We start from the raw sequence: 22716 nt of genomic DNA on the forward strand, positions 1-22716 counted from the left end.
TTCTACTGTGTGCTGCCGTGTTGCCACACGCCCGGATGGGCGCGATCGCACTGCGTGTTGTTTGTTTGCTGGGTCATTCACTGCTGATATCGGCATCTTCCCCAGTACCACCCGGCTGACCGTCGCGACCATAAGAGATCACCGCGTAATCGCCCTTGGTGCCTGGCACCTGATACACATACGCGTGCCCCCACGGATCGAGCGGCACTTCCTTCTTCAGATAGGGACCCGCCCATCTGTCCGCGCTCGCCGGCTTGACGAACAGCGAGGCCAGACCTTCTTCGGTGGTCGGATAGCGGCCAACGTCGAGTCGATAGTTGTCGATCGCCTTCGTCAGTCCGTCGATCTGCGCGCGGGCAATCGTCACCTGCGACTTGCCCAGCTGCGCGAAATAGCGTGGTCCCACGAGCGCCGCCAGCATGCCGATGATGACCAGCACCACCAGCAGTTCGAGCAGGGTAAAGCCCCGCGCTTTCTTCACTTGCGCACGTCGTGCTCCCCTCCTGCTACCCATCCGAAATTCCATTGACACTTCCCTCAAAAATGGGGCGCCCGCCAAGTGGACGCCCGTTCCTCGTTGCAAACCACTCAGCCGACTATCACCAGCCGATGCCCATTACGATGTGCTCGGGATGGGGCGCGAAGATCGTCGAACTTGCGTTCGACACGTCGTCGTAGGCAAAGCCATAAGCCAGACCGCTCACGCCGTGGTCGTGCCAGAAGCGCGCGTACTCGTTCGACGGCGACGCGGCGTACCACGCCGACGGCGTGCTCCACTTCGTCACGTCTTCCATCACGTGGCGGTTGAATGCCGCGCAGATCTGCGCTTCGATCGCCAGTTCCACCGTATTGGCATCCGCATTCACCGGATCGCCCGTGGCAAGAGCGCCGCTGCCTTGCAGGATGTCCTGCGTGGTCGGCTTGCCGACCGTGTAATTGCCGCCAACGTAGGCACCGTTGTTCAGATTCACTTCCGCGAACACCAACTGGTTGTTCTGAACAGTGCCGCTGAACTGGCGGTTGCCGCCCAACGTCACGACCAGGTGGTTCGACGTGTAGTAATTCCAGATCTGATCCACATACGCGTCAAAGTAATTGCCGTTGGGTTGTCCTGCGGCGAAGCTGCCCTTGGCCGGCGCCATGATGCGGTAGGTCGAAGACGGCACGGGCTGGAACGCGGACGACACTTCATTGGCGTAAGCGGTGAACAGATCCGCGCGGCGCTGCGTGATGCCGGTCTGCACATGCCATGCGCGGTTGTTGCCGTAGACGTCTTCAACCAGCGGGAAACCGAACTCGTCGACCTGGGTGGTATTGATCCAGATGCCCGCGTTGTTGTACGTGAACTCATACCAGTCGAAGTTGATCTTGTTGTTCGGATCCGTGCCGTTCTGCGGATTCGGTCCTGCGTAGCCGATATTGTTGTTGGCGTCGGCCATGATCTTGATGAACAGCGGACTGCCGAGCGACACGTACATGCGGCCGGAGAACAGTTGCGGCAACTGCAGCGTCTTGCTCTGCGCGAGCGTGAAGAAGTAGTTGCTGTAGTTCTGGCCTCCAGCCGTCAGGTGATTCGCCGCATCGTTGTCCGCCACAGCGGCCGGCACGATCGTGCCGTCCGGTTTGAGCCAGGCGAACTGATTCGTCGCCGGGTCGCGTGCAATCACCGCCACATACACCTGGTCGTCCGTGAACGCGCCGTTGGTGTTGTTCGCCAGATCGATACCGATGAAACCCGGCTTGACCGTGTAGTTCGGCACCGTGCTGTTGACCGTCAGCGCGGCCTTGTTCGACGTCACGACCCCGTTCGGACTGGTCACCGCCACGCTGTACACCGTGCCGCTGTCGGCGGCGACGGTCGGCGGCGTGTCATAGGTGCGGCTCGTGGCGCCGTTGACCGGCGCGTCGTTCTTCAGCCATTGATACGTGAACGGCCCGCTGCCCGGCATCATCACGGCGAAATGCCCATTCTGGCCGGCCGGCACCGTCTGTGCTGCCGGCTGCTCGATGAAGGTCGATTGCTGCGGCTGCTGCGGTTGCGTAGAGGTGACGTTGTTGTACACCTCGAATGCGAACAGCGAGTAGCCGTACTGGGTCGCGCGTTTCGTGCCGTACATGCGCACATAGCGCGCCGTCGTGGTCGGGAACGAGAAGTCCTCGATACCGCCCTTGCCGGCCGTTTGCGTGTAGACCGTGTTCGACCAGTCCACTCCGTCGTGCGAGGTCTGGATCTGGTAGGCCACGCCGTAAGCGTTCTCCCAGTGCAGCACCACGCGGTTGAAGGTCTGCTCCGAACCGAGATCGACCGCGATCCACGACGGGTCGACGAACAGCGACGACCAGCGGGTTGTCATGTCGCCATCGAAAGCCGCGGCGGCCGGGTTGTTGCCATTCTCGTCGCCGCTCGAGGTAGCCGGCTTGTTCAGCGCAAGGTTCTGGCTCGCCGCGGCCGGCACGAAGGTCGCACTGATGCTGTGCGCCGTCGTGACGTTCGTGAACGTGTAGCTCGTCTGGACGCCGAGATTCTGGCCGTCCACGATCATCGAGCCGACGCCATAGCCTGCTGCCGGTACTGCCGTGAAGGTCTGATTACCCCCCTGGATCACGCTCACGTCGCCCGACGGGCTGATCGTGCCGTTGGCGCCGGCGCTGGCCGTGACAGTCAGCTTCGGCGTTGCCGTCGAGTTATAGATCTCGAACTCGAACAACGAATAGCCGTACTGCGTGGCACGCTGGACGCCTTGCATGCGGACATAACGCGCTGTCGTCGGCGGCACACTGATGTCCTCGATGCCACCCGCGCCTGCGCGTTGCGGAATGACGTTCGTCCAGTTGCCGTTGTTGTCCAACACCTGGATCAGATAGGCCTTGCCGTAAGCGTTCTCCCAGTTCAGCACGACGCGGTCGAACAGCGTCGGTTGACCGAGGTCGACCGTGATCCACGCGTTGTCGTTGAAGTCCGACGACCAGCGCGAACCGAGGTTGCCGTCGATTGCGTTGTTAGGGCTATAACCGTCGTCCTGCACGCCGCTCGACGTCGCGACCTTGCCGAGAGCGAGGTTGGCGCTCGGGGCGCCGTTACCGCCACCGCCATTGCCACCCGTACCGCCGTTGCCGCCGTTGCCACCGTTGCCACCGTTGCCACCGTTGCCACCATTGCCACCGTCACCGCCATTACCTCCGTCACCACCGTTACCACCGGTAGCCGCGGTCACGGTCAGCGTGACCGTGCCACTCGTGGCACTGCCGCCGCCGTTAACGATGACGACGCTATACGTGGCACCGTTGTCGCCCGCCACTGTGGTGGCCGGCGTCGTGTATTTCGGAACGTCCGAAACGTACACTTCCTTGCCGTTGCGCAGCCAGTGATAGCTGAACGGACCGGTACCCGTGACGCCTACCGTGAAGGTGGCCGTCTGCCCCTCGCTCACCGTCACACTGGCCAGTGGTGCGGAAATGACCGGCACAGCCGCCGTCGGACCGTCGACACACAATGCGTAACCCGGCGTGTTGTCGATAATGGCGGACACCGACTGACCCGACGAGAACACCTGATACGCGTTGCTCTGGACGTTCGGCACGCCGGTCGTCGACCACGTGGACCACGGGCCCGGGAAGGCACAGGTCGAGTAGTTGGTCCGCGCCACTGTCAGTGCTTCGTTCTGCGTGGGCAGACGCATGCCCACCGCGGCGCAGTACTGCTTCGCGATGGTTTGCGTGAACTGCGCGCCCTGCTGCTGGAAGCCCGTGGAGTATTGCTGCCACGTCAAACCGCTGACGTTGTCACGCACGGTCGGAACATAAGGACCCGACGGCAGACCGGCGATGGTCGAGGTCCAGGTACCTTGCTTCGCGCCCAGCACCGTATAGCGCTCGGTTTCGCTGCCGCATTGCGCCGAATCGAACACCTGGAACTCGAACAGTGAATAGCCGTACTGCGTTGCGCGCTGCAAGCCGAGCATGCGCACGTAGCGGGCTGACGTGCTCGGGAAAATCGTCGTTTCAGTCCCGCCTTGACCCGCAATGACCTGGTCGTTAGGCAGAACGTTCGTCCAGTCCTGGTTGTTGTTGGTGTTGGACACCTGAATCTTGTACTGCGACGCAGATGCGTTTTCCCACGCCAGCACCACCTTGTTGAACGTCTGTACGGAGCCGAGATCGACCACGATCCACGACGGGTCGATACCCGGTGCGGACGACCAACGCGACGTGAGATCGCCGTCGACCGCGTTCTGCGCCGTGAGGCCGCCATTCTGGTCGCTGCTGGAAGTCGCCTTCGCGTTGAGCGCAAGGTTGCTGTTGTCGGCGCCGCTCACCGTGAGCGTGGCCTGGTCGCTGGTCGCGCTGCCGGCGCTATTCTTGATCGTGACGGCATAGGTGCCGGCGTCGCTGCCTTGCGCCGATTGAATGACGATGCTCGACGTGTTGCCGCCGATCGGCACATTGTTCCTGGTCCACTGGTACGTCAGCGGGTCTGAACCTTTGACGACCACCTCGAAGGTGACGCTCTGCCCGAACGGCACGCTTTGGCTCTGCGGCTGGGCCTGGATGGTGGGCGCCATTGCGGCGTTCACGCTCAGCGTCACCTCGTTCGAGGTGAACGTGCCCGCGCTGTTAGTCACCACGACCTTGTACAGCGAGCCGCTGTCCGACGTTGTCATGACCGGCGTGTCGTACACCGGCTGGATCGCACCGGGGATAGCCGTGCCGTTTTTGAACCACTGGTAGGTCAACACCGGCGAGCCGTTCGCCTGCACCGTAAATTCCGCGGTTTGTCCGGCCGTGATTGTCAGCGGCAGCGGTTGAAGGGCGATCGTCGGTGCAGCCGGCTGCACCACCGTCAGATTTGCCTCGCGTGACGTGGCGCTGCCGCTGGCATTGCTGACGGCAACGCTGAAGGTGGCGCCGCTGTCGCCTGTCTGAACAGCCGGCGTGGTGTACGTGTAGCCGGTCGCACCTGCAATCGCTACACCGTTCTTCCGCCATTGGTAACTGATCGGCGCGGCGCCGGCCGAGAGGACGGAGAATTGTCCGCTCTGCCCCACCGTCGCGAACTGGTCGGCCGGCTGCGAAATGATCTGCACCGCGCCCGGCTCCTGCGGGCCGACCACCAGACCATTGCCGTTGAACATCTGCGGGTCGCCGGTTGGCACCACGTTGAACGTGGTGGTGCCGCTGCCGAGACCCGGCGAAGTTGCCGTCACCGTCACCGTGCCGGGCGTGAACTGTGTCTTCACCGCAATGCGCGTCTGGCCGCCTTCGGCAACCAGGTTTGGATCGCCCGGCGCGTGATACGACAGCGGCTGGTTCGCCGTCACGTAATGGTCAGAACCGCCGCGATAGGTACCGGGACCGCTGACGCTGAAGGTCAGCGTCTGACCCGCGTCCGGCACGAGAACATTGTTCGCGTCCACCACGCGCGCCGTAATGATGGCGGCATCCGTGCCGTTGGCCTTGAGCGTGAAAGACTCGCCGCTCGGCTTGACCAGTTCCGGCTCGACCGTGAGCGCGATATGGTCGGCCGGACCCGCCGTCACCAGTTGATCCGACGCCGCGAGTTGACCGTTTTCGTCGAGACACTCTGCCGTCAGCGTGCCAGGCACCCACGTCACGTTGTCCCAGTGCACCTGGCCCGGCAACAGCGTCGTATTCTGGGTGATATCAGCACTTGGATCCGTGTTCGCCGAATTCGGGACCTGGTCTCCGCCCACCCGCACACCGTTGAGCAGCAGTCGCACCGAAGGGCAATTGCTGAACGCGTTGACGCGCACGTCGCCGGCACGGTTCCAGGTATGCCCCAGCTTGACTACCGGCTTGACCTGGAACGGCGTCCAGGCCGCTTCATAAATGTAGTAAATCAGGCGCGGAAAACGGTTGGCATCCATCATGGATGCGCCATTGCTGCGCACGTTGTCCGCAGGCGTGCCGTCGGTCTGATTATTGGTCTCGCCCGGTGTATCCGCCAGGTACCAGTGCGCAATACCGAACGAGTTGCCGAGCTTGCTATGCACCCAATCCTTCAGGTAGGACGCAGCAAACGCGAGTTCATAGTCGTACAGCCAACGGCCGATCCCATCGCCCCAGTATTCCGATCCCCAGGCCGGCGAATTCGGATAGGTTTGCTTGACGTTGATGTCGCAGCCTTGCTTGCTGCAGCCGAGAATGTCGCCGTTCGCCGGATTGGGCGTGCGGTCAGCCTGGGCGCGCGTGTTGATCGGGTCCCACGTTTGCGATATCGACTTCAGGAATTTCGCGTAATCGGTATCCATCGCGCCGTTGTTGGCCTCCCAGGCCAACACCGAGGGATGGTTGCGATCGTGCACGATCATGTCCCGATGCAACTCGTTCTTCAGCGTGACGTTGTTCGGCGTCATGCATGGGATCTTGGGATCGGTTGTGGCCGTACAGAGGACACCGAATCCGCTCTCGCCATCGCCGCTGGGCTGAACCATCATCACGCCATAGGCGTCCGCGGCATCGAGGAAATCGCGACCCTGGCTGGAGTGACCGGGCCGGTACAGACTGCCGCCCGCCTGCGCGAGCAGGTTCAGATCTTTCCATTGCAGTTCCGGCGGCACAGCCGAGCCCAGCGCGGGGTAGTCGTAGCGGCCCGATGCGCCCCACAGATAGTGCGCGTGGCCGTTGATGATCGGAAAGTTCTGATCCCACGTGATCGTGCGAATGCCCAGCGGGCTTTCCGTTGTATCCACCACCACGCCGTCGATACTGACCGAGTGAATCACGCGGTACATGTACGGTTTGCCGAAGGGGCTGTTGTTCGGATACCAGAGCGTGGGATTGGCGACTGACAACGTCTGGTCGAACAGCGTCGGACTTAGCGGCGCCGTAGGATTGGCGGGCAAGGTTTGGGTGTCGTGAGCCGTCTGCACGACATTGCCGGCGGCGTCGACGATCTGCGTCGTCAATGTCACCTGCTTGTCCTGAGAATATTCGTTCACCACCTGGGTCTGCACGCGGATCGTCGCGAGACTCGGGGTTGCCGATACCGTGGCGACATACGTGCCCCATGTCTTGAGCACCGCATAGATGTTCTCGGGAATGTGAACCCGATCCGTGATGTGCATCCACACCGGACGGAAGAGTCCCGTGTCGTCCTGGCCGAAGCGGAACGCGCCCGAGAAATTCGGCGACTCGAAGAACCTGTCGCCGCGCGAGACCTTCACAGCCAGCACGTTATCCGTGCCGTCGAATTTCACGTAGGGCGTGATATCGACGATGAACGGAATGAAACCGACCACGTGGGTTGCCTGGGGATTGAGCTGACTGTTACCGGGAATGAACTGGCCGTTGATGTACACCTGCACACCCGTATGCGCACCCTCGAACTCGATATAGATCTTTCGCGTCGAGTAGGACGGATCCAGTGCAAAGTGCTTGCGATACCAGTTGGTATTGCCCGTCAGATACGCCTGGTCGCCGCCCGATTTCCAGTTAAGGAATGAATCGTTGTCAGCCGGCGTTTGCGGCACGCCGATCGATTGCCAGGCCGAGTCGTTAAAAGCCGGTTGCATGGAGTTGGGATCGTCGACGTCCTTCACGTACTTCCAGGGTGTCGCTCCCAGATTGATCTTGAGGTGATTGGACGGCGGAAGCGTATCGCTCGCGAATGCATGAGTCGCAGCGAATATCAACACCACCCAAAGCAGCGCAAACCAGCCCCCCGGCTGGCCTGTAAAAGCCCTAACGCGATTACGCATTGTGTGTTCCTTCTTGTTCTTTGAGTACGTGTGGTTTCGCTTCGAGCCCCACACCTTGCAGGGTTGCGCGACTCGATACGTTGCTCGACGTCACTTCCGACTTACCCATCATCTGGAGCGGCAGCGCCGATACCGTCATCTTTCTCAACTACTGGGCTTTTCCAACGAAGAGCAAACGTTTGCCCTTTCGTTTGTAAGCAAGACCGGGAAACGGCTCGGATGATACTTCGGTTGATAAGTAGAAACCCTAACTATTTATTGCGCGCGCGAGAATTGAACCAGGATGTCGTTGATTCATATCGCGTTTATATGGATTCGGATTTAATCCGATATTTTGGTGAACGAATGGAACATATTGCCTTCCGTGACGCTTGCCACCTTCAATTGCTATCTAATTCGGAATGAGTCAAACAGTTTGATTAGCAAATGGAAAATATCGCTATGGCTGGTGGCTTTCCGGTTTCTCTTAATATTAACCGCACGCGATTACATCGTATATGATTTAAAAGCGGCAACCGTGCGACCGGGCACAACGTGTCGCTCACTTCGGGCAATGCAGCCATTCAAACCTCTCCGGAAATCGCAACGAGTATTAAGTATGATAATCATATCAATGATAGCATCCGATCGACCTGTCACTCACGCGTGAGGAGCACGCGACCGTGCGACACGCGCGGATCACAGGCTCCTCTCACGTTACTTTTACAGCGAGCGTCGATCAGGCTTTAGACAACTCGCCATCGGTGAGGCGCCAGATGCCGTGAGGATTGTCATGCTGCAAGGCTTCCGGCAGCAGTTCGTCCGGAAAGCCCTGATAGCACACAGGCCGCAGGAAGCGCTCAACCGCACTCATGCCAACCGAAGTGAAGCGGCTATCCGACGTTGCGGGAAACGGCCCGCCGTGAATCGACGCGTATGACACCTCCTGCGGATGCGCGAACGCGTTAACGACGATGCGTCCTGTGCGACGTTCGAGAATGGGCAGCAGGCGCGCGGCGAGCGCGTGATCGGCCGCATCGATCTGCATCGTGGCCGAAAGTTGACCGCGAAACTGCCGGGCGATGGCAATCAGTTGCTCCACATCCTTCACACGCACCAGTAGTGCAGCAGGGCCGAACACTTCTTCCGACAACGACGGATTCTCGAGCATGCGTGCGCCGTCGATCTCGAAGAGAATCGATTGACCGTCCCAGGCGCCTTGTGGTTTGCCGCCCGCTGCAATTCGCTCCGCACCCGCATTGCTCTGACGCTCCAGGTTCTGGCGATACGCCGCGTTGATGCCCGGCGTCAGCATCGTGCGCGCCTGCATCGTTTCGACGCGAAGGATCATCGCGTTCTTCAGTTCAGCGTAACCGGGGCCGTCGACGGCGAGCAGGATCGCCGGTTTCAGGCAAGCCTGACCGACGGTCACGAGCATGCGTTCAGCAAAGCCATCGCCGATCGCGCCACTACGCGCGGCGAGCGCAGCTGGCAGCACGAAAGTCGGATTGACGCTCGTCATTTCGGTGAAGACCGGGATCGGATCCGGACGTTGCTGCGCGCGCCGGAATAGCGCCATTCCGCCACCTTCAGAACCCGTAAACGTCACGCCCTTGATGAGCGGATGATCGACCAACGCTTCACCGATCTCATTGCCGCCACCGCGCACCAGTGAAAACACGCCTTCGTGCAGGCCCGAATCTCTCACGGCCTGCTGGATCACGCGCCCCATCAGTTCTGACGCCCCCGGATGTCCGTTATGCGCTTTCAGAATGACCGGACAGCCAGCGGCCAGCGCCGACGCGGTGTCGCCGCCCGCGACCGAGTACGAAATCGGAAAATTGCTTGCGCCGAAGATCGCGACCGGACCCAATGCGATCTTCTGCATCCGATGGTCCATCCGTGCGCGCGGTTGACGCTCCGGCTGGGCGGGATCGATCGTTGCCTGGCGAAAGCGCCCCTGACGGACGACGGTCGCGAACTGGCGAAACTGTGTCGCCGATTTGGCAGCTTCTCCTTCGAGTTGAGCGACCGGCAAGCCGGTTTCGAGCGACGTGCGTTGCGCGAGCTCCGATGTGATGGCGTCGAGGCCGTCGGCGATACGCTCGAGGAACGCGGCGCGTTCGGGAAGACTTGTGCGGTTATAACTATCGAATGCGTCATCGGCCAGTTGTGCCGCGCGATCGACCTCCTCGATTCCGCCAAACGCAAAGAGTGGTTCGATCTCGACATTCGTCGCTGGATTCAGCGCCTTCATGCTGCCGGCGGTGGCGGACACTTCCTGTGCACCAATGAGTAGATTGCCACTGAGGTTCATTGTTCTTCTCCTTGCGATTCAGACAGGAAGTGCGGCGATCAACTCTGCCGTCGTCAGGATTTCATGGGCGAAAGTCGGGCCATTCAGATCATGTGCGGCGCGCATCATTTCTTTGGTGAAAGCGGCCGTTGCATCGCGCACGAGCGTGACGTGATAACCCAGTTCCATGGCGAAACGGCTCGTGGATTCAATACATGTATTCGCCAGCAGGCCGACCACGATCACATGCGTGATGCCTTGCTGTTTCAGCTGAAAGTCGAGATCGGTGTTAGCAAAGCCGCTTTGGGCCCAGTGCTCCTGGATGACGATGTCGCCGTCCTGCGGCACAAAGTCAGGATGCCATTCGCCACCCCATGTCCCCTTTGCGAAGGTGTGACGTTGTTGCACGAGACGTTGCGTCGGATTCGGATGATCCCAGTTGTCGTAATCGCCGGGTTGCCAGCGGCGATGCGGGACATAGAAGACCTGAATATCGGCGTTGCGCGCGGCGCCGACCGTGGCGCGGAGGTTGTCGAGCAGCCGGACGTCTGCGGCGATGTCGCGGAGCATCGGAAAGAGCTTGCCGCCATCCGAGAGAAAGTCGTTGTACGGGTCGACCAGCAACAGGCCGGTGCGCTGCACGTCATAGACAGGGTTGGGCATTTCAGTACTCCATTCGGGAAGTGTGTGCGAACAGATTCGCGTCGCGCAGCCGGCGCCGGGCTGCTTTTGTCGGACGATTTGTGACGTCTCACCCATCGCGTACGGTACGCACAGGATATAACTATGAAAATCATATTGTCAAGTGCAGCGGTGTCATGCCGGTCACCGTCATCGCCGCCGTCTCATCAATAATAAATCGCACACGATTTCATCTTATCCGATTTACAACACGAGACTTCTCGGTCATCATGCATCGCATGCGAATACATCGCATACGACTAATAAGCGGCTATCGCTCATTTCTACACCAAGGAATCCATCATGAAGACCCAATACATCGTTGCACTGCTCGTCGCACTTTCGGCTTCCGTGGCAACACCGGCATTCGCTAGCGGCTATGGTCCAGCGCCCTCCTACAATCCCTCGGTCGGGGCACCGGCGTCGCAACGCGGTCAGAGCGCGCAAACCGTCGCCTCAGAACGCAACGACGCTATCGTTTCACAAGAGGCGTATGGCGGCGTGGTCGCCGGCCATTCCCAATCGTCGAGCCATGCCGCCGTGACATTCGGCGACAACCTCTACGCGCATCGCTAGATCGCGGATCTCTCCATCGGTCGGCCGTCGCGCATCGTCGCTACTCATGCGCCTCGGTCACCGCATCGGATGGGTTATGGCTTAATTGGGAAGAAGCTCGAGTTGACGGGCTATCGGAAAGACAGCGCGATCCCGACGACAAGCGCCAGGTGCGGTCTCACGAAAAGCGATCGACAGGTACGCAAAAAGGTCCTGAGAAGGACCTCATCGAGGCGACTGGCCTCGTCCCAAACGGATTTGGGAATGTGCAGAAGGTGGTCGTAGGCCGCGAGCGCGGCCCGACGGTGTCTGGAGAAAGCGATGGTGGTGATGGAACGGCTTTGAGTTCTTGATCCTCTCACCCCAATCGCATACCCCGTTACTGTACCGGTGCCCTGATCAGTCAGGCGGGAACCGGTAAGCTACGCGGGAAATCACGGCGTAACCGAGCAACCCGACGTGCAGGTGTTGTTCGAATACTGCGCGGCTTTCACGCCCCAATTCTTGCCGATAATGGTTCGGCTCGGGATGTTGGCGCCACGGAACCCCTGTGCGTTGCTCTTGCCCGACACCGTGTTGTTGCGCACGATGTTGGTGGAGTAGTCGGCATTCGCCGCAACGCCGCCCGTTACCATCACCGACGAAGTCATGTCAGGTGCGCCATAACCGTACACAGCGCTAACTGTGTTGTACTCGATCACGTTATTGCCGGTTGCTTGGGTGGTATCGTCGTTCTCGATGCCCACAGCGCAGTCGGTCACTGTGTTGTGTCCGATATAACCATGAGTGTGAGCAACGAATACCGGGCCATAGTAGCCGCAGCTTGCAAACGTGTTGTACTCAATGATATCGCCGCTACCGCCATTGGTCGAGCCGTAGGTCTGGAAACTCGACTGGCCGAAGAACTGCTTGAAGCTGTTGCCTGCCAGGAAGAAGTTGCTCACCGGGCCGGTCGTTTCAATTGCGATATCCAAACGCCGCGCATCGTTGTTGTAGTACTGCGGGATCGCAGTGTTCGCGCCCACGAAATTGCACTCAACAATACTATCGTTTTGATAGCTGTTTTTATAGTCACCGATGATGAACATCTGGTTGTTAAACCCGGTGTTACGCTTGAGTACGGTCCCTTGGCACTGAATGTGTCGGTTGCTCACCCGGACATTGATCGTGCCGTTGATAACGCACGTCCCGGCAGGAACCAACACGTCGCCTGCATTGATTGCCTTCTGGAATGCGGCCGTGTCATCCGTTGAGCCATTGCACTTCGCACCGTAATTAAGCGGATTGACCGGATTCACCAGCGCTGGCGGTGTGTATTTGGTGGGGGTAGAAGCCGCATCGGCCTTGATATAGCACGCCTTCAGATAACCGTATGCGGGATCGGGAGACATAGCGCTATTGTCACAGGTCACACCGCGGGTGTAGGTGCCGTGCACCGCGTACATTGCGGAGGGCGAAACTGGAGCCCATGAGCCGTAGAGTACGCTTTGCGTGCCGGAGAAGGAGCAGGTAGCGTGCTCGTCGGCACACTTCGTCCATGTGACGCCGTCGACGACAACGGTTTTCGGGTTGCTGGCCGCGTACGCCGCCGGCAAAAACGCGAGTGAAAACAATAAAAATAAGATGTACTTAAGGTGTCTCATTCCATTCCATTCCAAAGTTAGACATGACGCTATCTCTAGCGATGCGAGAGGTGAACCGGAGAACGCGTTGAACGCGTTCATTGCTGATGACGGTGGCGCTTCGGATGTGTCGATATCCGTCGGCAGATGCCTTTCGACGGACGTGCACAGTCCGCTGCCCCAATAGGCAGCCTGCGCGATCTATCGATCTGCGACAGTCAACGGGTCAATACTCTGCAGTCCTTATTGGCCCCACTAATGCGGTTCGTGCAGCGAATTGCTATTAGCGGTTAAAGCCCTGGATTGCACCATCAGGATGGGGTACAGGATGGGGTGAAACGCTCCCGTACGCATTTGACCTGCGACACACTTCAATCGACCTTTCAGCCAGCGTCGACGACGCGTCTCTCACGTTTCCGCCCAAAAAAGGCCGATGCGTGAGGGCTGTGCACACCGGTAATCTGGAGCGCAATGTCTCGAAGACCTGCGCTAGCCAGCCGGCACGCTGTAGATGTAACAGCCGACTTCCGCTTCCGACCCTTAAATTTAGGATAACTGAGAGATCATTCGACCCTTGTTATCAGCATGGCTACACAGTTCGCCAACCCTGCCGGGAAGGCGCTCAAGATTCCGGCAATCGGTACCGCAACTTCGGAAGCTTACGGCATCATTTGCAGGTGATTCGAGGAGTGCAAGTATAAACCTTTCACAAATGAAACGTTTTTGGAAATCCGGCTGATGCGTAGCAATCGGAACATCTTTCGCCAGTCTGGCTGGCGATCCTCCACGAGACTGTGAAAATAAGAAATGCATCCGTCGTTCTTCTGCGAAAACGAGTACCTCTATTTACGTCAGATGATTAATGTTGACACCGTAACGTCTGGACATTTGCACAGCGTTCCGCTAAGAAGGCGCTGAATTGAGCGAGCGGCAAAATTTCCCGCCCGCTGCGCAGCGCTTTCTCCAGATGAATTGTCCGAGAGGCCAAAAAACTAGAACGTATGACGAATACCGATCACCGCCATCGCCTGTTTGTTGGTGCTGGCATCGATGCCAAAATCGCCCATCGAGGCAACGGCTGAGACCACTTGCCCCGTGGTCGCGCTAATCGTGTTGCCGGACGCTTTCTGATAACCCGCCACTGCATAAATGTCAGTGCGTTTCGACAGGAAATAGTCAGCGCCAAAGCTGAACTGGTTGTAGCTGACAGTGACGCCGTTGCCGCTGCCCTTCGTGTAGTTGTAGCCCACGCCCACGATCGCCGCCTTGGTGATCTGGTAGTTCAGGAAAACCTGGCCAGTGTTGAATTTCGTGCTGTTCTGATTGCCAAACGCCGTCGCGTAGTTGTTATATTGCACGTTGCTATAAGAAGCGCCGACTGTGAAATGACTAAACACATAGTCCGCCGCCGCACGGATAATCTGAATGGAATTCGCCGATACAAATGCGCCGTTGATAGCCACTGAATCGATAGCATAGCTAGTAGCATCCGGGTTCAACCCGCCGAAAGTACCGGACGTCCCGTTGCTATTCGCATGAAAATAACCCGCGCCCAAGCCAAACGGACCATGGTTATACGCCGCAGCAACCGCATACGTTTGACCGTTTCCGACACCCCCCGGCTGGCCACCGAAGGCATACAGCGCCGACCACCGGAGACCTGAATAGTCCGGGCTGGCGTACTTGACTGCATTGTTGGTCCGAAAACTATTATCATAGTTGTCCATATCACCCGGCGTAGCAAAGACCTCTGCGAAAGCGCCGTCGTTGGTCAACGGCTGAATCAGGTCAATCAGAGGATCGTACTGACGCCCCAGCGTCACCGTACCAAGGCGGGTATCCGACAAGCCGACGATTGCCGTTCGGCCGAACATACGTCCGCCTTGACCGAGACGACCGTTGTCCACGTTGAAGCCGCTTTCCAGCTTGAATATCGCCGACAGACCGCCGCCAAGATCTTCGCTCCCCTTCAGGCCCCAGCGGTTCGCTGACAGATTGCCGGGCGACATCTGGAATGTCCCGCCCGAACGAGGCGTGCCTTGCTGGTTACCAAAATAGGCGATCCCAGTGTCGACCGTGCCGTAGAGCGTCACGCTGCTTTGTGCTTGCGCTGTCGACAGCATCGAGGCAAAAGAGGCAATCGCAAGAATCTCTCTTTTCATGAAATTTCTCCTTTGAAGATTTCATGTCGGGATCGACCTGATTCGCGAGACCTCTCATACACCGGTCGCCCTTTCCGTTCAGATCCATTTCAACCTGCACAAATACCGTTAGGGGATCTGAAAAAATACTATCCGCATAAGTAAGATAGGCTGAAATAGATCGTTGTCAAACGGCTGTTCTGGCCCAGGAGGCAGTTCCTCCAGAACCGGCACGAGATCAACGTCTATCCTGGACCCTATTGCAGGGCGGCAGGCATGTTCGCAGCTTCCATTCGGGATTCCATCGGCGGTGGCCGGCATGGCTGATGGATGAAGTCGAAGTGAGCTACGAACTCACGCAGCTCAACGAGTTAATCACGGGCACCGAAGTTTCGTGAAGGTACCGCGGACCTGAGGGGATGGTCCAGTGCAGCCCGCCGGCCTGGCGGGCGTTTGCGTTAAGCGGCTACGCGCCATCTCGTGTCCGCCACCACGAGCTTTTTCGGAATCAGTTTCAGCTCGGTGAAGGTGTCCGCAATCTGTTGCTGATAGTCGAGCGTGGCTGCATCGACGTGTTGCACGCCATAACTCGCGCGATTCAATGCCAGTTCGAGCGTCGGTGCGTCGAGGCCGACGAGCGGCGACAACTGGCTGGCGGCAGCAGGAATATGGTCGCGGCTCCATCGATCGACCTGATCGAGTTCGGCGAGCAGTTCTCGCAGCAGCTGGGGCTGTGCATCAGCAAACTTGCGCGCGGCAAGATAGTACTGCGTGTTGTGCACGAGACCTTCGCCATTGGTAATCACCCGGGCATTCGCCTGCCGCTCGATTGCGGCCAGATACGGATCCCAGATCACCCAGGCGTCGATGCTGTTCTGCACGAACGCCGCGCGCGCATCCGCAGGCGTCAGAAAAACCGGCTGGATATCGGCATACGAAAGCCCTGCATGCTGCAAGGCCTTGACCAGTAGAAAATGCACATTCGATCCGCGGTTCAGCGCGACCTTTTTGCCGCGCAAATCGGCGACCGAGCGAATCGGCGAATCATGCGGCACGACGATCGCCTCGCCCTTGGGCGCCGGCAGTTCGTTACCAATGTAGACAAAGTCGACACCCGCAGCTTGCGCAAAGATCGGTGGTGTTTCGCCGACCGTCCCGACATCCACCGCGCCCGCGTTCAAGCCTTCGAGAAGCTGCGGTCCAGCGGGGAATTCAAGCCATTGCACCGAAGCGCCCTGCGCGGCCAGCCGTTTCTCGAGCGTGCCGCGCGCTTTCAGAATCACGAAGTTGCCGTATTTCTGAAAACCGATTCGCAAGGTTTTGCCATTGGACGGCGTCTGAGCCTGAGCCCGCTGTGCGGTGAAGAGCGCGCCGCCAGCGAGTGTCGCAGCGCTTGCCGCGGCGGCCTTCAGCAGCGTGCGCCGGCGTGGATCAGTCAAATTGAGGCCTGCCAACGTGTCCGAAAAGTCCGATGTGTCGCGAGAAGCCATATGCTGCCAGATAGGTGAGTTGAATGGGCCGAATGCTAGATTGGTTTGAAAATAGCGGGCCGCACCGCGCACGGCAACCAAGGAAAGGTCATAAGGTTATGAGGCCTTCCGCATTCTGACTATCCACCTCTACATCACGCCGGCATTAACCGCCAATGAGAGCACTCCAACCAGGATAAAACTCAATGCCCAGATTGCGTCCAGATTGAACCAGCTCCGTGACACAAACTTCAACCCCAGGTAGCGGTAGGCCAACCAGGCCAGGAGTCCACCGACAACCATCATGGCGGTGGCATGGACAGCGGAGACAAGCAATGCCATGCCCAGATTGGCATCGATCAGGGCCTGCGCGGCCTGATGTCCTCGATCCATATCGTAAGACCGGCAAAGTCCAAGGTAGATGGGCACGAGCATGAATCCGGCGCCGTGAGCAATAGCAACGGCGAAAGACCAGAGCGCGATCCGCGACGGCGGGATCCGCGCAAGCACCCGCGGATGGTGTTTGCCGATCAGAAGGAATGCACCGAAACCGATGACGAGCGCGCTCGCGCCCACCTGGATCTCGCGCTGCCAGGTAAGCAGAACCCCAAGCAGGGCGAAAGGCAGCATCACCGCCAGCATCGCCACGAGGTGCCCCGCCGCGAGACAGAAGAGCGCGCAGAAGAGCGCCCGCGCACGGCTGTGCATCAACCCGTTCGACACGGCGAGGGGCCATCCCATCGCGGGATTGGCCCCATGATAGAAGCCACTTGCCAGAACGGCTAACCATAGGCCGGTCTGCGACCAGCCGCCCCCGATCAAACGCCCACCGATGGGTAACAGAACGAATCGGTCGAGCAATCGCCGCCTTCGAGCCGGATCTGGTGCGCGCGATATCCGTCGGGAAAGCTCACCCAATAATCGTCAGCCAGCACAAGGCCACCACCGGGCTCCGCCCGAGCCATGACCTGTGCCGCAGGCACGCCGTTCGGGTAGAACTGGTTGTCCCAGGTCGAATAGAGCGAGTTGGTCCAATAGACACGCTTGCCGTCGCGACTGATCTCGACCATCTGCGGACCACCCGCGAAGCTTTGACCATTCGGATGGGGCGTGCGCCGTGCGATTCCGCCAATGTGGACCGATCCTGTGAGCTTGGGCTTGCGGGGTTCCGTCACGTCATACTGGCGCATTTCGCCGGTTCCCCAACAGGCGACGTAAAGGAATTTGTCGTCGATGGAGAGATCGATATCAGTGACAAGTGGCGGCACTGCACCGAAACCCTGAAGCAACGGTGGCAGCAGTTCCGTGGCTGCGGGCTCGGGTGGGATGGTCGCTGTCTTCTCGATATGGAACTGTCCATCCTCCCGCCACCAGGTCCAGATCGACCCTTCCAGGTTGGTCGTGTCGACCACGACACCGATGAAGCCGTACTCCCGCCGCGGATCGTGCGCGGGCCGCACTTCGAGCGCCATCTGGTGGTTCGCGCCGAGGTCGATCGTCTGTACATTGCGCCTTGCCCGCAGATCCCAGAAGTGTATGCGGTGCCCGTACTTGTTCGACAGAAGATCCTCAGGGACGATGCCGTTTTCGAATTGCGGCGGCAACGCCCACTCGCTCGACACCATATAGTCGCGTGGCAGGTTCCACCAGAAATCGTAGTGTTTTTCCTGCATACCGCGGTCGATTTCCCAGCGGCCGAGCACCTCGAATGTTTCGCAGTCCATGATGAAAATGCCCGGCGGCCCGTCGGTACCATCCTCGCCTGCGCCACCGAGCGTGCTGACGTAGATGCCTTCCGGTCCGCAATGCACCGTATGCGGACGCGAGTAGCCTGTCTTGCGAAATATCTCCTCAGGTTCGATGATCTTGTGAATCCTGGCCTGGGTGGGATGAGGCTTGGTATCCACAATGTAGATGCGCGAAGAACGCATCCCCGGAATGATCAGATAGCGTCGTTCGAGGAAGGCGTGGCCGGTCAACGGCGAGAGTGCCGATGAGCAGGCATTCCATCCGAAATGATGGAATTCGTCTCCTTTGTTCGGCACCGGTACGGTGTGAACCACCTGGCTGTAGGTCGGCGAGCCGGGCTTCACGTCGACGACCGCGAGCGCATCGGGCTGCGAGAAGTCCGGACTCAGCAGCACCGTGTACGCGTAGTCTTCCGCTGGCGCATCCATCGCGAGTTTCGGCGATGCGTGGAACGTAGGATCTGGGCGCATACCCATACGAGACTCTCCTTATCGACCTGATGCGGGACCCACGGTGTTCGCGTGTTCACTGCCCCTAACCTTGACGGGCCGCGCGACGGGTGGCGAAACGTCTGTTGACACAGAAATGCACGGCCCGACAAGGCGGGCCGCGGTACTGCTTTCAATTTGTAGTCTACGTTAGCGGCGAGAGCAACCCGAGAGTTTTCGCCACCTTTGCCGCGCTTCATTTTTTGTCGTATTTAAGCGTCTTCCTACAATATCGGCACACGGCCTTGCAACGGTGGTGGCCCGCAATCAGAACGATCGCGCGACCTTCCTCTCGCCCGAACAGAACGCGGCGATTGCGTTGGGCCCTACACTTTTTTAAAGCATCACGGTCTTGTCGCCCACCGATCTGCTGCCCACCGCATCCAGCTTGCTCTGCAGTTCCGCCTTGCGCTTCGCCATCTTTTCCCCAAGCTCGCGGAGATTGCATTTCGACTTGCGCAGTTCCGGGAAGAGCTCTTCCTCTTCTTCCTCGACATGATGACCCACCATCTCGCTCATCACCTTGAAGGTCGCGTCGAAGCCCTTGTCGCCCGCCTTCATCGTTTCGAACTTCGCGATCAGCGTCTTGACGAGGAAATGCTCGACGTACGCCTCTTCGACGTCGATTTTGTCGCTGTCAGGCAATGCCGCCTGGGCGGCCGGATACAGCAGTTCCTCTTCCAGCATCGTGTGAATGGATAGCTCTTCGCAAGCGCGCTGCGCGAGTGTCGACTTTGCTTCGAGGTCGTCGTCCGCGGCCTTCTCGAACGCTTTGAACAGCTTTTCGACTGCGCGATGCTCCGCTTCGAGAAAGGCCAGTGCGTCGTGCGACCCGGATCCGGTCTCTGTTTTGTCCTGTTTCGTCGCTTCCATGTTGATCTCCTGGGTCATACGGTTGGCCGCTGCGGTCGGAAAGCTGCGGCAGAACGCTAACTGCCGCAAACGCCATACCTGCCGGCGGACGGCGAGTACGCCGAAGCGGCAAACGGGAACCTGGAAAATAACGACAAGACGGTATGGAGATCTAACGGCAGTGGCATCCCCACCAAACGCTCACAGACGGCTGACACGCGCAAGCGGCACAGAAAATGCGTCCTACGCTGGCGATTTACCCCCGCGCGGCGTCGCGGTGCTGCCGAACGATGCCGGTATCGACAAGGTTATGGAGGCTGTCAATGAACAACGCAAGAGATCCGGCGGACTACACGCTGGCCACGAATGATCCTGGGCTGTTAATCCGTCAACACGAGACCGTAGTCTCATGGGGAGCCGTGTTCGCCGGCGGCGTCGCTGCGGCCGCATTCGCACTCATCCTGCTGACCCTGGGCACCGGCCTCGGCTTGACGTCCATCTCCCCGTGGTCATCGGGGCCTTCGAATGCAAAAGCGTTCGGCTTTGCCGCCGTGGTGTGGGTATGTGTCACCTCGATTCTCACGTCAGGATTAGGCGGCTATCTGGCGGGACGCCTACGCAGCCGCTGGCTGGCAGTCGATACCGATGAAATCCACTTCCGCGACACGGCGCATGGTTTCCTCAGTTGGGCCGTGGCGACGCTCTTCACGGCTGCCATCCTGACATCGGCTGTCTCGGGCATCGTGCGGGCCGGCGCGCAGACCGCTGCGGCAACTGCCGCGGCAGGCGGCACCGTGACGATGGAGACGATGCAACGTGGCAATGCCCAAGCCGCGACGAACACGTGGCCGCTTGGTTATTTCGTCGATTCGTTGTTCCGGATGCCCGCCGGTTCGCCACTCGCCGCACCCACACCCGCAACAGGCAGTAACGAGACGCCGCGTACGGAAACAGCGCGGATCCTGCTCAATAGCGCGGCAACGGGCGATCAATTGTCGCCCGAAGATACTGCCTATTTAAGCCAGCTTGTCGCGCAACGTACTGGCCTCACGCCAGAAGCTGCACAAGCGCGTGTGACGACCACCTACACGCGTCTGTTGCAGAAAATGACTGCCCTCGATGCTGCGGCTAAACATGCCGCTGATGCGGCGCGCAAAGTCGCGATCGGCGCCTCGTTGTGGTTATTCATCTCGCTTCTGATGGGCGCTTTCTCTGCGAGTCTGATGGCAACTCACGGCGGCCGCGTACGCCAACTCTGATTGAAACTTCAATTCATTTACCGACGGAGGTGTTTATGCGCTCGATTCTTCTTTATATGCTCGGGGTACCGATTCCCATCATTATTCTGATCGCGCTGTTCTGGCATTAAGCGCCACCGTGCCGCCGCTCGCCGGGGCGTAACCCGGTGTTCGGCGGCGGTGGTGAACATCGAATCGGATGGAGCGCGGCACGTCATGCGGGGTGCCGCGCCAAGCCAATCCTAATGCAGATCGCCCCGAACATCGTCCGAAGAAACTACCTTGCCCGAACTGTCCACGATCGCTACCTGCTCGACGGCGGCGACCGCTGGTTGCGCCGTGACAAGCAGGCTTGATTCGCCAGATTGCTCCTGAGCATCCTGCACGGCTACTCCGCCGCCCGCCATATCCACCATTACGGCGAACGTCTCCAAAGAACCGCCGAAGTTCGCCTGCATCGCCGTGAATAACTCCATTCGCATCTGTACAGCAATGTCTTCCACATGCCGCCAGTATGCGAATGTCTTCGTAACGGCAGCCGGAAGCTGCTGCGATTGAAGATCGATTACCTCGCTGATGGATCGGGCAGAGAGTGCCGCGTCGGTCAACGCCTCCTGCTCGGACAATGAGGTTTTTACGGTCTGCACATTCAATTCGACAACTTTCTCAATTCCGGCAAAGAGTTCGGTAGTGCAGTCAAATGCTGCTTCGACTGCAGCGTCTCGTTGACGCGGGGAGAACTGGTTCGTGATGTCGGGGTACATAAAGGATCCGTAGTGGTGAGGCGCGCGCAGCGCCGTGATAGTGCATCTTGCATCCGGGGACAACCTGTTCGCGCCCTTCGCACTGAGCTGACGACCGAACAGGTTGCACCGTCGCCGGCACTGTGCCGCCGGCGACCTTGAATGCTGCTAGCAGCTTTTACTTCGATACTTCGACGTCCTGACCGGCGCCCAGGTCGGCACCGGTGACCGGGTCGGTTTCAGTTGCGGAAGCCGTTCGCGATGCCATCGCACTCAACACCTCGACTTCCTTCTCGGAGACCTGAACGCTAGCGAGGCCGTCGCCGCCATCGACCGCCGGCTGTGGCTTCTCTACGAACTCCCAACCCGGTCCTTCATTCCACGGACCGCGCGGTGCGTCGTCGCCATCGGACATGTTGTAGTAGACATTGGTGAACTCCGGAACGCCCGGCAATTTGCCTTGCGGGAAGTTTGGCTGTATCGAGTGCAAGGCTTTCTCAAACGACTTCTGGTGAGCAATCTCGCGGGTCATCAGAAAGCCGAGGGCTTCCTTGATGCCTGGGTCATCGGTCACATTGATCAATCGTTCGTAGACGATCTTCGCGCGCGCTTCCGCGGCGATATTCGAGCGTAGATCCGCGGTCGGCTCGCCGATCGTGTCGATGTAAGCGGCCGTCCACGGCACACCCGCCGAGTTGGTCAACGCCGGGCCGCCACCGTACAGCAGTGCCGTGGTGTGCGAGTCATTGCCGCCTTCGGTGAGCGAACGGTACAACTCCGCTTCCTGCTCGACACCTTCTGCGAGCTGACCCTTCGCGCCCTTGTTGAGCATCGCGACAATCGAACCGATGATTTCCAGGTGACTGAGTTCTTCCGTCGCAATGTCGAACAGCATGTCGCGCCGGCCTGGGTCGTCCTCGCTTACCGCCTGCGTGAAATACCGGCACGCTGCAGCCAGTTCGCCTTGCGGCCCACCGAACTGCTCGAGCAGCAGATTGGCAAGACCGGGGTTTGGCGCTGCTACACGGACGGTGTACTGAAGTCGCTTGTTGTGCACAAACATCGCATTTCTCCGAAACAGGATTGTGGGTTCCGCCGGAGGTCTTCATGCCGCGAGCGGCAGGAACCTCGGACAGAGGACGCATGGTGGGAAAGCCAGCTGTGCGGGCGATGACGAACGCATGT

The 22716-nt window shown here is 59.4% G+C and carries 14 protein-coding genes; 2 read left to right on the plus strand and 12 right to left on the minus strand.

Annotated features, from left to right (window positions below; genetic code table 11):
- Positions 1–73: 73 nt before the first annotated feature.
- The 4 genes from gspG to PQR27_RS30135 form a co-directional block, all read right to left on the minus strand.
- Positions 74–526 carry a type II secretion system major pseudopilin GspG gene (gene gspG, locus PQR27_RS30120; RefSeq protein WP_408527225.1) on the minus strand — a complete coding sequence of 151 codons (453 nt, stop codon included), beginning with the start codon at positions 524–526 and terminating at the stop codon, positions 74–76.
- A 73-nt stretch (positions 527–599) separates the two neighbouring features.
- Positions 600–7718 carry a beta-1,3-glucanase family protein gene (locus PQR27_RS30125; RefSeq protein WP_408527226.1) on the minus strand — a complete coding sequence of 2373 codons (7119 nt, stop codon included), beginning with the start codon at positions 7716–7718 and terminating at the stop codon, positions 600–602.
- 718 nt (positions 7719–8436) lie between these two features.
- Positions 8437–10014, minus strand: coding sequence for an aldehyde dehydrogenase (NADP(+)) (locus tag PQR27_RS30130; RefSeq protein ID WP_408527227.1), 1578 nt, complete (start codon positions 10012–10014; stop codon positions 8437–8439).
- An 18-nt stretch (positions 10015–10032) separates the two neighbouring features.
- Positions 10033–10656: a cysteine hydrolase family protein gene (locus PQR27_RS30135; protein WP_408527228.1), complete on the minus strand. Its 624-nt coding sequence runs from the start codon at positions 10654–10656 to the stop codon at positions 10033–10035.
- A 321-nt stretch (positions 10657–10977) separates the two neighbouring features.
- Between PQR27_RS30135 and PQR27_RS30140 the strand changes: the two genes are divergently transcribed.
- Positions 10978–11250, plus strand: a complete 273-nt coding sequence (locus tag PQR27_RS30140) for a hypothetical protein (protein ID WP_408527229.1) — start codon at positions 10978–10980, stop codon at positions 11248–11250.
- 413 nt (positions 11251–11663) lie between these two features.
- On the opposite strand, the gene PQR27_RS30145 is transcribed toward PQR27_RS30140, so the two are convergent.
- The 6 genes from PQR27_RS30145 to PQR27_RS30170 form a co-directional block, all read right to left on the minus strand.
- Positions 11664–12872 carry a pectate lyase family protein gene (locus tag PQR27_RS30145; RefSeq protein ID WP_408527230.1) on the minus strand — a complete coding sequence of 403 codons (1209 nt, stop codon included), beginning with the start codon at positions 12870–12872 and terminating at the stop codon, positions 11664–11666.
- Between the two features lie 971 nt (positions 12873–13843).
- Positions 13844–15013, minus strand: coding sequence for a porin (locus PQR27_RS30150; RefSeq protein ID WP_408527231.1), 1170 nt, complete (start codon positions 15011–15013; stop codon positions 13844–13846).
- A gap of 437 nt (positions 15014–15450) precedes the next feature.
- Positions 15451–16482 carry a sulfonate ABC transporter substrate-binding protein gene (locus tag PQR27_RS30155; protein ID WP_408527232.1) on the minus strand — a complete coding sequence of 344 codons (1032 nt, stop codon included), beginning with the start codon at positions 16480–16482 and terminating at the stop codon, positions 15451–15453.
- 129 nt (positions 16483–16611) lie between these two features.
- Entirely contained in the window at positions 16612–17283 is a 672-nt protein-coding gene (locus PQR27_RS30160; protein ID WP_408528348.1) for a hypothetical protein, read from the minus strand.
- Positions 17280–18686: a selenium-binding protein SBP56-related protein gene (locus PQR27_RS30165; RefSeq protein WP_408527233.1), complete on the minus strand. Its 1407-nt coding sequence runs from the start codon at positions 18684–18686 to the stop codon at positions 17280–17282. Before PQR27_RS30165 ends, PQR27_RS30160 begins: the two co-directional genes overlap by 4 nt.
- A gap of 348 nt (positions 18687–19034) precedes the next feature.
- Positions 19035–19571: a hemerythrin domain-containing protein gene (locus PQR27_RS30170; RefSeq protein WP_408527234.1), complete on the minus strand. Its 537-nt coding sequence runs from the start codon at positions 19569–19571 to the stop codon at positions 19035–19037.
- Between the two features lie 302 nt (positions 19572–19873).
- On the opposite strand from PQR27_RS30170, the gene PQR27_RS30175 reads away from it, so the two are divergent.
- Positions 19874–20809: a hypothetical protein gene (locus PQR27_RS30175; protein WP_408527235.1), complete on the plus strand. Its 936-nt coding sequence runs from the start codon at positions 19874–19876 to the stop codon at positions 20807–20809.
- A gap of 221 nt (positions 20810–21030) precedes the next feature.
- Here PQR27_RS30175 and phaP read toward each other — a convergent pair whose 3' ends face one another.
- On the minus strand, positions 21031–21552 hold the full coding sequence (gene phaP, locus PQR27_RS30180; protein WP_408527236.1) for a phasin family protein: 522 nt from the start codon (positions 21550–21552) through the stop codon (positions 21031–21033).
- Positions 21553–21709: 157 nt separating this feature from the next.
- On the minus strand, positions 21710–22594 hold the full coding sequence (locus tag PQR27_RS30185; RefSeq protein ID WP_408527237.1) for a manganese catalase family protein: 885 nt from the start codon (positions 22592–22594) through the stop codon (positions 21710–21712).
- Positions 22595–22716: the final 122 nt, after the last annotated feature.

The sequence above is a fragment of the Paraburkholderia fungorum genome (genome assembly GCF_046027215.1).
Lineage (GTDB): Bacteria > Pseudomonadota > Gammaproteobacteria > Burkholderiales > Burkholderiaceae > Paraburkholderia > Paraburkholderia fungorum_D.